General features: G+C 54.6%; 9 protein-coding genes. 5 read left to right on the top strand and 4 right to left on the bottom strand.

Annotation, left to right across the window (positions count from 1 at the left end; translation table 11 throughout):
* Nucleotides 1-7: 7 nt before the first annotated feature.
* On the top strand, nt 8-1,315 hold the full coding sequence (locus QPJ95_RS15800) for a multicopper oxidase family protein (RefSeq protein ID WP_270917080.1): 1,308 nt from the start codon (nt 8-10) through the stop codon (nt 1,313-1,315).
* Nucleotides 1,316-1,479: 164 nt separating this feature from the next.
* On the opposite strand, the gene QPJ95_RS15795 is transcribed toward QPJ95_RS15800, so the two are convergent.
* Nucleotides 1,480-2,322 (bottom strand): hypothetical protein, encoded by an 843-nt coding sequence (locus QPJ95_RS15795; protein ID WP_270917079.1) that lies wholly within the window; start codon nt 2,320-2,322, stop codon nt 1,480-1,482.
* Between the two features lie 406 nt (nt 2,323-2,728).
* Here QPJ95_RS15795 and QPJ95_RS15790 point away from each other — a divergent pair, with 406 nt between their 5' ends.
* Nucleotides 2,729-4,606, top strand: a complete 1,878-nt coding sequence (locus QPJ95_RS15790; RefSeq protein ID WP_270917078.1) for an FAD-dependent monooxygenase — start codon at nt 2,729-2,731, stop codon at nt 4,604-4,606.
* 340 nt (nt 4,607-4,946) lie between these two features.
* Here QPJ95_RS15790 and QPJ95_RS15785 read toward each other — a convergent pair whose 3' ends face one another.
* The 3 genes from QPJ95_RS15785 to QPJ95_RS15775 all read right to left on the bottom strand — a co-directional run bounded on the left by QPJ95_RS15785 (nt 4,947) and on the right by QPJ95_RS15775 (nt 7,934).
* The gene (locus tag QPJ95_RS15785; RefSeq protein ID WP_270917077.1) at nt 4,947-6,140 is read right to left on the bottom strand and encodes an ABC transporter substrate-binding protein; all 1,194 of its coding nucleotides are present in this window, start codon (nt 6,138-6,140) and stop codon (nt 4,947-4,949) included.
* Nucleotides 6,137-7,204: a prohibitin family protein gene (locus QPJ95_RS15780; RefSeq protein WP_270917076.1), complete on the bottom strand. Its 1,068-nt coding sequence runs from the start codon at nt 7,202-7,204 to the stop codon at nt 6,137-6,139. Before QPJ95_RS15780 ends, QPJ95_RS15785 begins: the two co-directional genes overlap by 4 nt.
* 79 nt (nt 7,205-7,283) lie before the next feature.
* Complete coding sequence (locus QPJ95_RS15775) at nt 7,284-7,934, bottom strand: YcjF family protein (RefSeq protein ID WP_270917075.1); 651 nt, start codon at nt 7,932-7,934, stop codon at nt 7,284-7,286.
* 550 nt (nt 7,935-8,484) lie between these two features.
* Between QPJ95_RS15775 and QPJ95_RS15770 the strand changes: the two genes are divergently transcribed.
* The 3 genes from QPJ95_RS15770 to QPJ95_RS15760 all read left to right on the top strand — a co-directional run bounded on the left by QPJ95_RS15770 (nt 8,485) and on the right by QPJ95_RS15760 (nt 12,807).
* Complete coding sequence (locus QPJ95_RS15770) at nt 8,485-9,690, top strand: MFS transporter (protein WP_270917074.1); 1,206 nt, start codon at nt 8,485-8,487, stop codon at nt 9,688-9,690.
* Nucleotides 9,691-10,173: 483 nt separating this feature from the next.
* Complete coding sequence (gene ectB / locus QPJ95_RS15765) at nt 10,174-11,430, top strand: diaminobutyrate--2-oxoglutarate transaminase (protein WP_270917073.1); 1,257 nt, start codon at nt 10,174-10,176, stop codon at nt 11,428-11,430.
* Between the two features lie 24 nt (nt 11,431-11,454).
* Nucleotides 11,455-12,807, top strand: a complete 1,353-nt coding sequence (locus tag QPJ95_RS15760; protein ID WP_270917072.1) for a SidA/IucD/PvdA family monooxygenase — start codon at nt 11,455-11,457, stop codon at nt 12,805-12,807.
* The last annotated feature ends 41 nt before the right edge of the window (nt 12,808-12,848 follow it).

Below are 12,848 nucleotides of genomic sequence, written 5' to 3'. Positions count from 1 at the left end.
AAACACTATGAAAAGACGTGAATTCCTGACCGCGGGCTGCGCGGCAATACTGGCTCCGCAGCTCAGCTGGGCGGCCACTCCACTCGAGCTGATTGCACAATCTGTGAGCGCCCAGATCTTACCAGGTGGCAGTCCAAAAACCGCCATGTGGGGGTACAACGGCACCACACCCGGCCCCGAACTTCGCCTGCCTCAGGGAGGCTTCCTTGATGTCAGATTTCTGAACCAGATCGATCAGGGATCGGCAGTGCATTGGCATGGGCTGCGCGCGGACAACGCAATGGATGGTGTGCCGGGACTGACCCAGGATGTCGTCCCGTCCGGCGATGCATTCACCTATCGCTTTCGGGCGCCGGATGCGGGGACCTTCTGGTATCACTCTCATAACCGATCATGGGAGCAGGTCGCCAAGGGGTTATATGGACCGTTGATCGTCGAAGAAACCAATCCACCGGATGTGGATCACGATATTACCGTTCTGATTGATGACTGGCGAATGTCAGACACCGGCGTCCTGGCTGCCGACTTTGACAGCCCGCATGACCAGGCCCATGCGGGCCGGTTGGGGAATTTTGCCCGCGCGATCATCACCACAGAAGGTGCAGTTCGCACCGGCGACCGCCTGCGCCTTCGCCTGATCAATGTTGCAACCGATCGCGTGTTCCCAATCGATCTGACTGGCATCCAAGGTAAGCTGGTCGCTTTGGATGGTATGCCGCTGGCCGAGCCTCAGGACATTGCAGACCTGGTGCTGGCCCCGGCGCAGCGGGCCGATATCATTGCCGATGTCACCTCCCCCCAGGGCGTTCAATTTGTCTTTCCGACCCGCGACGGCCCCTATGTTATGGGCGAGATTTCCAGTACAGGCACCAATAACCACCGCGTCGCCTCAATCATACCGCCGCTACCGGCCAACAGGGTGGCGCAGCCTGACCTGGACAATGCGCTGGCCCTGACGCTCACCATGGACGGCGGCGCAATGAGCCCACGCAATACGCTGACTGACATCTGGGGCCTTAACGGTCAGTCGGGACTAACTGACATTCCATTTCACAGCTTCAAACGCGGCCAGACCGCGCGCATAACATTGGTGAACAACACCCGTTTCCCACATGGAATTCACCTGCATGGCCACCACTTTTTCGAAGTTGAGGCGGATGGGAATCCGGCAGCCTTCAGGGATACCACCCTGGTCGACGCCGGTGACACCCGTGATATTCTCTGCGTCTTCGACAATCCCGGCAAATGGTTGTTGCATTGCCATATGCTCGGGCATCAGGCGGCTGGTATGAAAACATGGCTGGAGGTGGCCTGAGGCGGATCAGAAAGCGGTCCGGGGGCTCCCCCCCCGGCCAACGCAATCCACATTGGATATTGGCCGCCCTGCGGTCTGACCGCGACAGCCTCATAGGCTGAGGAACAGCCGGTTTGACGGGGCGGCCCAATCAGGGCCATATCTACGATATGGGCTAATCGCTTCTACTTGTAGACAGACAGTCCGTTCTCCGTCAGAATTTTCCGAATTTTAACACCCATTTGCTTCACGTCATCCCCTTGGCTTCTGGAGCAAGTTTTACACTGCGGTCTCACCTGCCATTTGGGAACCCGGATTTTCAAGGCACTCAAAGCATACTGAAAATACGCGGTGCCAAATTCTTGGGGCGGAACATGGTCAGCATCGAACTTAGTGCTAGCCAGCTTTTTCTTACATGTATGGCATCCGTCCGAATCGCCAAAATCTTGCATCTCATCGCGCTGGTTGTTAGACGCTTCAGCCTTTTGCCCTTTAATACTCAGTGACAAATCCTGATGGTGAATATTTTTTTTCTCTTTCGCCGAAAGATCCGGAAATGCACCCTTCTTCTTAGCAATAGCATTCAACTTTTTGACCAGCTTACTCTGATCCTCGGCGCATGTATTGCAGTGGGGAAAAAAACGATAAGACCCTTTCTTCCATTTTGGCCAATAGTTTAAAATGGCACTTTCACTTAGATTTTTAGGTGGGATGTGATCTGATATCCATACGTCATTCGGTGCCTTGCCACATGTATGGCATCCACTGGTACGTCCAATTCTATTGACCTCAAATTTATGGGTGGCCTTCAATGGCCCGGGTGTCGCTGCCCCACCGATCTTCACCCCCCCTCCTCGATACTGAGCAGTTGATGCCCCCGTCAAAAACTTTCCCAGAGTGGCCTTCAACGGTTTCAACTGATCTAGAATAGTTTCTTCATCAGGTTGCTCTTTCAGTCGTTTTGATTTTCGATCCCCATCGTCACCATCGTCATCACCGCCGCGGTTTCGTTTGACACCTTTAGGCATAATTTTGTTCCCTCCCCAATTGGACAATGCCGGCGCGTTTGTCGCCAGCTGTCTATTCAATAAACAAGTCTTCAAATGCATTACAAAGTGACTGCGTCCGGCAATCGAAGCACCCCGGACTTTAAAGCACCATATTTTTCCCGAAAAAAACAGGCCATTTAACCAACCGTGACCTCTTCCCCTGCATCTGTCAACGATTGCTATTTAGTTGGGCAATTATTTGAAATTCAAATTCACATCCAAATCCGTCTCTTGGAACATCCAATGAAACGGCCTGTAAATAGAGGACACCAAGTTCGACGCAAAACGCGCCGAGCGTCAATATGATATGCATACATATCATATTGACGCGACGGCGCCCTGCCTGCTACTTGATATGCGCACATACTAAACTGGAAAACCCCACATGCAGTATCATCTGAATGGCTTTCACCCCGGCGTTCCATTTGTCGCAAAGGCGCTGGACGCGACAGATGCCAGTTCAGCAACCGTTGATGTTCTGATCGTTGGCTGTGGTCCGGCTGGGCTGACACTTGCGGCGCAATTGTCTGCCTTTCCCGAGATCACCACGCGGATCACAGAGCGCAAATCGGGACCGCTGGAAGTCGGCCAAGCCGATGGCATCGCTTGCCGGTCAATCGAGATGTTTCAAGCCTTCGGGTTCGCGGAAAAGGTGATCAAGGAGGGCTACTGGGTCAATGAGGTGGCGTTCTGGCGCCCCCTTGAGGGTGGCTCAGGTCTGCAACGGGCGGACCGGATTCAGGACGTCGCCGAGGATCTGTCTGAAATGCCCCATGTCATCCTCAACCAGGCAAGGGTGCATGATTTCCACCTTGAGGTCATGCACAACAGCCCGCATCGACTGACACCAGATTACAATCGAGAACTGATAGAGCTAAGCAGATCTGATGACGCGGACTATCCCATCACCGCCACGTTCAGATGCCTTGATGGCGACCGCGAGACGGAAATCATTCGCGCCCGCTATGTTGTTGGCTGTGACGGCGCCCACAGCACTGTGCGAACATTCATCGGCCAAGCCCTGAAAGGCACCTCGGCACGGCAGCTTTGGGGCGTGATGGACGTGCTGGCCATCACCGATTTCCCGGATATTAGGTTGAAAACGGCCATCCAGTCGGCGGATCAGGGCAGCATCCTGATTATCCCGCGCGAAGGCGGCTATATGGTCCGAATGTATATTGAGCTGGACGAGTTGCACGGCGATGAACGTGCCGCCGACAGGAAGGTGTCGTCTGAGATGTTGATCGAAAAGGCGCGCGCTATCTTTGCCCCCTATTCGCTGGATGTAAAGGAGGTCGCCTGGTGGTCTGCCTATGAAATAGCCCAACGACTCTGTGATGCCTTTGACGATGTCCCTGACGGAGAGCGGCGCAGCCGCAACCCTAATATCTTCATCGCCGGTGATGCCTGCCATACTCACAGCCCAAAGGCTGGCCAGGGTATGAATGTGTCGATGGCCGACACTTTCAATCTGGGGTGGAAGCTGGCGGCCGTTTTGCGTGGCCAGGCAGCCCCCGCTCTGCTGCACAGCTACTCGGAAGAACGCCGCGCCAAAGCCAAGGAATTGATTGACTTCGACAGGGATATGGCCCGCCTTTTCAGTGCCAAACCCAAGGACGCGGCAGAGGCCGCGCAATTCCAGCGGTTTTTCCAGAAACACGGGCGTTATACCGCAGGAGTTGAGACCCGATATCAAACCTCTCTCATCACTGCGCCGCAGACGCATCAAACACTGGCGGCAGGTTTCAAAGTTGGAATGCGGTTCCACTCAGCCCCGGTGATCCGACTGGGTGACGGCAAGCCGATGCAGCTTGGCCATACGCTCAAAGCCGATGGCCGGTGGCGGTTAATCGCCTTTGCAGCGACGCAGGATAGCGGCCAACCCGGTGGCGGCATTGCCCGGCTTTGCGACTTTCTGACCGCTAATCCGGACAGTCCGGTGGTACGCTTTACGCCCAAAGGGGCCGATATCGACAGTCTCTTTGACCTGCGCGCCGTGTTCCAGTTGCCGCATCAATCTATGACACTGGAAACATTACCAAAGCTGCTGCTGCCCACCAAGGGGATCCACCGTCTGACGGACTACGAAAAGGCCTTCTGCCCTGATCTCAAGCAGACCCCTGACATTTTTGATATGCGCGGGATCGACCGCAATACAGGGGCGCTACTGATCATCCGTCCTGACCAGCATGTCGCCCATGTCCTGCCGCTGGATGGCTTTGAGGAACTGGCGGTTTTCTTTCAAAAAATCATGGTCCTGTAACAACAGCTTGGTGCGTTTCCGCTAATTTTTTCGACGCAGATGCCTCACAACAGCAGTCCCTGACAACCGAACCGATTTGTATCGGGTGGATGATTTCACCTGATGCCAATCCGGCGATGCCGCAATCCTGCCCCAGGCCACCCTCAGCCGCGACGATGGCGCGGGTCGGAGGCCATCAATAGCAAAAGCCCAAGTAAAGGCGTCAGGCAAATCGAAGCGAAAAAATATGCCCAACCACCGAGCTTGCGATGGCGGCCGACGATTCCAAGAACACCGCAAGTCAAAAGATAAGCTACCGCAATCCAGAGAACGAAGTGATTTGCTATGGGCATGTCGCCACCTATCGGTTGGAAGAAATGAAAATGTCAGATGCTAAAGTATTGCCCGGTACAAACGTCAAAGATTCACTATAATCCGTCGGTTGCGGCGAGATATGAGGATAGCCAACTGTAATGCCTGCCCAGGGCAGGCTGTTGCGCAGCGCTGGTGCCACAACTGATGGATCAAGGGACTGTGCGGCGTCTACCGCGGCTGCCAGCAATAACACCGCGTCATAACCCTGACCGGCCCAGCCATTTGGGGTGACTCCATAGCTGCGTAAAAATGCTCTTCGAAAGTCCGCCACTTGGTATGCATTCTCTTGCTCGGCAAATAGGCTGGGCTTTAGGATTACCAGGTTCTCTGAAAATCGGTCCTTGGCCGTTAGGCCAAATCCTTCGGGATGCCCCAGCAGAATCGGCCGATCGTAGCGCAGCCGCGCGGCGTCCAGCAGCAGGCCCTCGCGCATTTGTCGGTTTGCCAGGATGACCAGCGCATCAACATCGGCTTGATCCAGACGGGTCAACAGATCCTGATAGCTCGCCTGTTGCCGGTGCAGGGTGACCTGCAAGGCAATGTCGATCTTCCGGTAGGCCGCCCTGTTTGTTGCAGCAATGGCGATTTCGCCGGAGAGGTCGGAAGGGTCCCTAACAATCGCCACCGAACGCAATCCTAACTGCGACATGGCATCCGCGATGCCTTCACCAATGTCCCGGCTGTCGGGAATAATGGCGAAAGTGTAATCAAGGGGGAGATTGCTCAGAGTCTTGTGCGCCACCAAAGCGTTCAGATATATGACACTGTTTGCATCATAAAGAATGGCCGCCTGCGCAGCGTTGGCCCGAGTGGAATGACCGATTACCGCAAGCAGGGCGGAGTTCTCGACCAGCTGACGCGCAACGACATTTCGGTCTCTTTCCTCAGGGTCCAGCGCCGCTTCGTCCATTTCAATAAGCCCGAGTGGCTTTCCGAGTAGGCCACCGCGTGCATTCACCTCGGCTACGGCCATGTTCACCCCCTCGCGAAATTGGGGATGGCTGTTGCCATTGTAAACCAGTCCAAGCGCCACGGTCTTATGGGCCCCCAACTCATTGATCGCGGGAGGTCGGGTCGACAAATCGAGCCTGTTGCGCTCAGCTTCCTGACCGCCGCGGACCACCAGATTCAAGCCAAGGCCAACGCAGAGGATAAAGAAAAGCAACTTGTTTACGCTCATGGTAACACCTCGAATGGGGCCTCAAGGAATTCTGCTGCCGTCAGCAAACCGTCCGCCACTTCTGCGCGTGGCGGCTGACCGGTGACAACCGGTACGGTTTCAGTGCGCCTGACATTGGTAAAAGAAATGCCCGGAGGCGAGCGCCCATCCACAGCAGCCGGCCCCTTGGGAGTATTTGAAAATGTGTCCCCACCAAGAATGAGCGGCAGGCCATTCTGGCTGCCACCAATCACCACGACTTTGGCATTGTTCGAAACCGCCAGCTCCAGCGTCGCCTGGATACCCTGCCAGGTGATTAACCGGTCATTCAGTGTTTTGTTGATCTCGAAAAGATAGTCGTGAATGCCCCCGGCCTCAATCTTGAGACGCTCGGCTTCCTTTCGCTGTTGCCTGATCCTAAATTCATAGGCATCCAGTTGCTGTTGATAGACCAGCTTATCTTCCACCGCCGCAGCCACGCGCGGCGGAAGAACCACTTCGCGGATGAGCACCCCAGTGATTTTTACATAGCGTTGGCCGGCTTCTTCGCCCGCCTCCTGCAGAACACTGGTCAAAATGCCAGCCTTGTTGGTGTAAATTTCTTCAGGATCGGCCTGTCCCAACCGCCGTCTCAGAACCGATTCAATCTGATTTACGACAATGACTTCGGCGTAGTTTGGACCAATATGTTTGTGCAACAACCCGACAAGTTCGCGTTCCGGGTGATAGCGGATGGCCAGTTTCAACGTCACCGGCAAGCCTTTGTTGGTCAGGGTGGTAAAGTCGTGCAGGATGGTCTGGATACGGATGTCGTAGATATATAGCTTGTCCCAGGGGTACTTAATGTGCACGCCTTCCTGAAACACCCGATCAGTGATCGTGCCGTTGGAGAGCGGTTTGTAAACGACCCCAGCCGAGCCGGCGGGAACGATGCGAACAACGGCAGGATATAGTGCCGCGCCGAGGATCAGAAGGATCGCGAGAAAGGCCAGCAGCCCCTTAGCGGCCGAATCAACGGCCCATCTCAACCGATGTTTTTTCTGTGTCTCGACACCATTTTGGGGCGCCAGATCAGCTACATCCACTGAAGAGGTCCTCCAAAATAGTCAGTTGGCCCCGCGACGGTATTGCGCAGGGCCTGAAATGGGCCTGCCAATACCAAGATTATGCGAGTTCCGGCTTTGCCGTTTCAGCTGTGGCGCTATCGGCCTTAAGATCCTTTGCCACAGACTTACCCAACTTGAACTCGCGCAGAAAAAACGCGCGCATATCGGCAACGCTGAAGCCAATCAGATCACCGCCACTGTCAAAGTGCCGGGCGAAAACTTTGCCGATGGCGTAGGTGATAGCCCCGGCAAGAACAACCATGCCTGCGGTCCCGGCCAAGGTCCCTGCCAACGGCACCGATTTGGCCAGGCTGGCCGCGCCCAAGGCGATCGCCACAGGTGCGGCGCCGCCAATCAGCGAGATGATAATGCGGCGGGCCAGTTTCTCATTGAAGGCCACATCATAGAGCTTGGCAAACCCGTGAACCATTTTCAGTTGCACCGCAATAATGGCCGCAGCGTCGAACATCGGTACAGGCACCAGGGCCACCCCCATGGCAGCGACAACATAGGTCTTGATCAAGTTCTCGATCTCAATCTCGCTGGGCAATTCAGTCCCTTTTTCTTCGACCGATGGCACCACGTTTGACTTATCCACAGCCACATCCTGCTCTGGGCTTTCAGGTTCAATGGCCTTTGGCTTGATTTTTGCACTTATCTTTCGTGCGGTGGATTTGACCGGGGTTTCGGAAGCAATTTCTTCTGTCATTTCAATTACCTCTTTAGGTCTCTATGGAACCCTGCTGAAAAAACGAGATCCCACAGGGAATCCGAATCATTTACTTGATTGCTGTTGTATAATAATTGATTTACTCTCTACTACAAGTTGATTTTACCATCACATTCCTGTACCGTCCCAAAAAAGATCAAACCACTTTTGAAACCACGACTCAGACTGCCAAGGAAAACCTAATGTTCGACCTCGGAATGCGCGGTCCGTTGGTCAATGTGCGGTCCGGTGAGGAGCACCGATGATCACCACTCTTTCCGGGTTGGGATATCAGATCAGTGGACTGGGTTTTGCCGGTGCTCTGCTGTCAATCGTGACGACCGCCCATTGGATTCATACGGCAGACCATCCAGAGCAACATTTGGCTGCCGCAGGCCGCTTGCCGCCGGTGCTGGGCCGCAGTCGTCGGTCAGTGCCGGGACGCAGGACCAGAATTGACTGCGGGCAGATTGTGCATCACCGACAGACCGCCACGTGACCAGACAAAATGCCGACACCCCATCGTATCAGTTCGCGGAAATAGGCCATCATGACCTCAAACGACCTCTCCCGTCGCACCATCATATTTGTGAATATAGCCCATTCTTTTGACCATTTCATCCTGCTGATCTATCCAACTGCGGTGATTGCCATCGCGGTTGAGAGGGGGCTGGATTATGCGATGCTGATCACGCTGGCAACCGGAGCATTTGTCGCCTTTGGACTGTGCTCCCTTCCGGTTGGTTGGCTGGCAGCGCGCTATGGCTCTCGCAACATGTTGGCGGTGTTCTTTATCGGATATGGGTTATCTTGTATTGGGGTTTCCACACAAACCTCGTTGCATGGGCTGGCTATCTGGCTGCTCATTCTGGGCGTATTTTCCGCGATCTACCATCCAATCGGATCGGATATGATCGTGACGCATGCGCAGCACCCTGGCCGATCACTTGGCTGGAATGGCGCATGGGGGAACATCGGCGCCGCCAGCGCACCTGGGGTAACTGCGCTGATTGCTACAACCGTTGGCTGGCAGGCCGCCTTTGTGGTGCCCGGATTGATTTGCATCGGGATCGGTATTTTATTCATGATTCTAGTACCTTACGATGGAGATGGCCAAAATCAGGAAATATCCAAGGTAGGAAAGCGCCCGCCGGTGGCGCGGCCCATCGCCCTATTGGCAATTTTTGGACTGGCTATCGTGGCGGGCGGCCTGACCTTCAATATGACAACCATCTCCCTACCAAAAATTGTCGACGAGCGGCTGGGCACTGAACTGTCGCTTGTGCTCACCGGATCTTTAGCGACCATCGTTTTCCTGCTGGGCGCTCTGACCCAAGTCACCTTGGGCCGATTGATCGAAAACTTCAGCTTGCCGATGGTATTTCTCTGTGTGGCCATATTTCAGCCAATCGGCCTCACCGTGGCTGCAACCAGCACCGGTCCTCTGATGTTGATGGGTTTGGTGATGGCAATGGCCGCGATCTATGGTCAGGTGGTGGTCAACGATGCCATCGTTGCCTCATACGTGCCGCGCGAGCTTCGCGCCAAGGCCTTCAGCCTAAGATATTTCATGGGATTCACCGTCGGAGGCTTCGCCATACCGATCATCGCCTTTTTGCACTCTGTCGGAGAATTTCCACTGGTGCTGGCGGCGATGGCATGCTTCGGGACGCTGGTCTTTATCTCCTCCATAGCATTTGCACTGGAGGCGAACCGTGACGCGATGCCCTCATCAGTACAGGCAGCTTCTGAATAATCGCGTCCGTTTATGTCTCCTCCGGCGCATCAAATTGAGGCGAGGGTCTTCGGATTTCTGTTCGTCGAGACGCATTTCTGGTCGCAGCGCTTCGCCGCGTCAGGTTCTTGGCGCCCTCTCCACTTTGTGGTCCTCAGACCGCCATCTTGGCACATTTCGGTGCCGTCACTGAGAAGGCGGCAACCAGCCCATCTTCAGTATCTGGAGTTGCCCTCCAAACGCGAAACTACCGGCGTCAACCGGCAGTCATTCAATAACGCAAACTTACATTGCAATTACTTTTCGGTCGGGCTAAACCTAAGGTTGTTAAATATGTCAGTTTAATTTTTCATGCCGTCGAATTGCAATGCCATTCCCGACATTGACGGCAAACTTTCATGAGTGACCGACCCGCGCTTGCCTATCTTGGCTGAGCTCTGCCTCGATCTAGCGGAGCAATCGAGAATTATTGCGCAAGGATGGGTATTTGTTTGGGGGACCACAATGAATCATCAAATTGAATCCGAAGTCAGGAGCTATTGCCGGTCCTATACGACGGTTTTCGAGCGCGCTGCCGGTGCGCATATGTATAGTTTACAGGGGGCAGAATACCTGGATTTCTTAAGCGGCTGTGGGGCGCTGAACTATGGCCACAATAACCCAGTGCTGCAAGACGCCTTGCTGGGTTACATTCAGTCGGGCGGTATCGCGATGTCGATGGACATGCATACCCGCTCAAAGTCGCAATTCATCGATGCCTTCGACTCCCTTATCCTCAGACCGCGTGAAATGAACTACCGGCTACAGTTCACCGGGCCCACAGGCGCCAATGCAGTCGAGGCCGCGATAAAGCTTGCCCGCAAGATCACTGGGCGCACCAATGTAATCGCCTTCACCAATGGGTTTCACGGCTGCACACTTGGGGCATTGGCCTTGACTGGAAACAGCCATCACCGCGCTGCCTCTGCTTCACTCTTAAGCCAGGTCAGCCGGTTCCCTTACGACGGCTATCTCGGGGCCGGTACAGATACATGTGAATTGCTCCAAAAAATGCTCGAAGACCCCTCCAGTGGCTGCGATAAACCGGCGGCGATTATCCTTGAAACCGTTCAAGGCGAAGGCGGCCTGAACCATGCCTCCGCGCCCTGGATTCGCAAGCTGGCCACAGTGGCCAAACGCAATGATATTCTAGTTATCATAGACGACATCCAGGCGGGCTGCGGCCGGTCCGGAACATTCTTTTCCTTCGAACACATGGGGATAGAGCCGGATATGATTACCATGGCCAAGGCGCTAAGCGGGTTTGGCCTGCCGATGTCCATGGTGCTGATCAAGCCCGAACTGGACCACTGGCTGCCCGGAGAACACAACGGCACCTTCAGAGGCAACAATTTTGCCTTTGTGACAGCCCGGGTAGCACTTGAACACTATTGGGCAGACGACACATTTGCCCAGCGTTTGAACAGCAAGATAGAAATGCTGCACTCAGAGCTTTCAACGCTGGCACATCGCTATGGTTTTCACACCAAGGGGCGGGGTTTTATGCAGGGCATTGATCTGCGCGACGGAGCCCTCGCCGAGGCGGTGCGTGCCCGCTGTTTCGCAGCAGGCCTGATTATCGAAACCTGTGGCCCCAAGGGTGAAGTTCTGAAATTACTGCCACCCCTGACGATCTCCGAAGCCGACATGCTTGATGGTATTGGCCGCATTGAGGCGGCTCTGCAGGCGACCCTGTCACAACCGATTTTAGCAAATGCATAACTCTAACAATTGGGAAGAAAATCTATGAAACGCTCTCACCCATCGACGGAAATCTATGACATTGTCGGCATCGGCTTCGGACCCGCCAACATCGCTCTGGCAATCGCACTGGAAGAATTGCACCCAGACAAAAGCTTTCGCTTTGTCGACAGTCAAAAGCAGATTGTCTGGCAGAATGAAATGCTGTTTGAAAACGCGCTGGATGTGTATTCAAACATTCAAAACTCGCCTCATCGCGATCTGGCCACGCCGCGCAATCCACGCAGCCGCTACAGTTTCCTCAATTATCTTCATGAGAATGGTCTGTTCTGGACCCAATTGAACCTGAACATGAGCATGCCGCTGCGGCCTGATTTTGCAAACTACATTGCCTGGGTGGCAGAGAATTTCCGTGATCATTTCATTGGCGGCACTTGGGTAACCGGGATTGAACCTCGCGGTGACCACTATGCGATCAAATGCGACAATGGACCTGAGCTACTGGCGCGGCATGTGGTGCTGGGAACCGGGCGCCCGCCACAAATCCCTGAACAATTTCAGGACATCACGAACCCCAACTGCATCCACTTCACCAAATACAACTCGTCAATAGATGCCATGGTTGCCGGCAACGCCAAACGTATTGCCATCGTGGGCAGCAGCCAAACCGCGGCCGAGATAGTGTTGCACCTCACCAAGATGCACCCGCAGGTCGAAGTCGATGTGATCATGCGACGCTTCGGATTCCCCCTCAAGGATACCACGCCCTTTGTCAGCGAAATCTATTTCCCAGAGTTCACGGATCTCTACTTCAATTCCTCAGAGGCGATGAAACGTCGGATAGATCGCGACGTTTACGGCACCAACTACGGCACGGCCGACGAAGACGTCATCCAAGAAATCTACCAGCAAATTTATTATGATAAGTTGGCTGGTCGCAATAAACTGGAACTCCACCGGCTTTCAGAGATCAACAACGTCCGTGACAAGGGCGGCAAAATTGAAATCACCATCAACGACAGAATGCACACCCGGACCTTCGACAAGGCCTATGACGGGGTGATTTTGGCGACCGGATTTGTCAACTATGGGCCGCATCCGCACAACCAAAAGATACCCAACCTGCTGCAACCATTGCAACATCTTTTGCAGCTTGAAAGAGGCGCGGTGTCGGTCGGGCGGAAATACGACCTTGCTCTGACGCCAGAAGCTCCCGGAAAGATTTTGATGAACGGGCTTTGCGAAGTGACCCATGGAATGGGGGATGCCGGATCAATCAGCCTGATGTCACTCCGCGCGGCGGAAATCGCCTCAAAGGCCTTTGAACCCGCTGACAGTGCTGACCCGGCGACTGCCTTAGGCGATGCCGACACTGAGTTACACCCCGTTATCGCCTGACCAGAGCAACCAGACCCCACCGCGAACATCCCGGTGCGATG

The sequence above is a fragment of the Parasedimentitalea psychrophila genome (assembly GCF_030285785.1).
Classification (GTDB): Bacteria; Pseudomonadota; Alphaproteobacteria; order Rhodobacterales; family Rhodobacteraceae; genus Parasedimentitalea; species Parasedimentitalea psychrophila.
Note: the sequence above shows the minus strand (reverse complement) of the source record. Positions and strands in the feature narration are given on the sequence as shown.

Coding starts and splice junctions, on each gene's coding strand:
- QPJ95_RS15800 (WP_270917080.1), top strand. CDS start 8: ATGAAAAGACGTGAATTCCTGACCGCGGGCTGCGCGGCAATACTGGCT.
- QPJ95_RS15795 (WP_270917079.1), bottom strand. CDS start 2,322: ATGCCTAAAGGTGTCAAACGAAACCGCGGCGGTGATGACGATGGTGAC.
- QPJ95_RS15790 (WP_270917078.1), top strand. CDS start 2,729: ATGCAGTATCATCTGAATGGCTTTCACCCCGGCGTTCCATTTGTCGCA.
- QPJ95_RS15785 (WP_270917077.1), bottom strand. CDS start 6,140: ATGAGCGTAAACAAGTTGCTTTTCTTTATCCTCTGCGTTGGCCTTGGC.
- QPJ95_RS15775 (WP_270917075.1), bottom strand. CDS start 7,934: ATGACAGAAGAAATTGCTTCCGAAACCCCGGTCAAATCCACCGCACGA.
- QPJ95_RS15770 (WP_270917074.1), top strand. CDS start 8,485: ATGACCTCAAACGACCTCTCCCGTCGCACCATCATATTTGTGAATATA.
- ectB (WP_270917073.1), top strand. CDS start 10,174: ATGAATCATCAAATTGAATCCGAAGTCAGGAGCTATTGCCGGTCCTAT.
- QPJ95_RS15760 (WP_270917072.1), top strand. CDS start 11,455: ATGAAACGCTCTCACCCATCGACGGAAATCTATGACATTGTCGGCATC.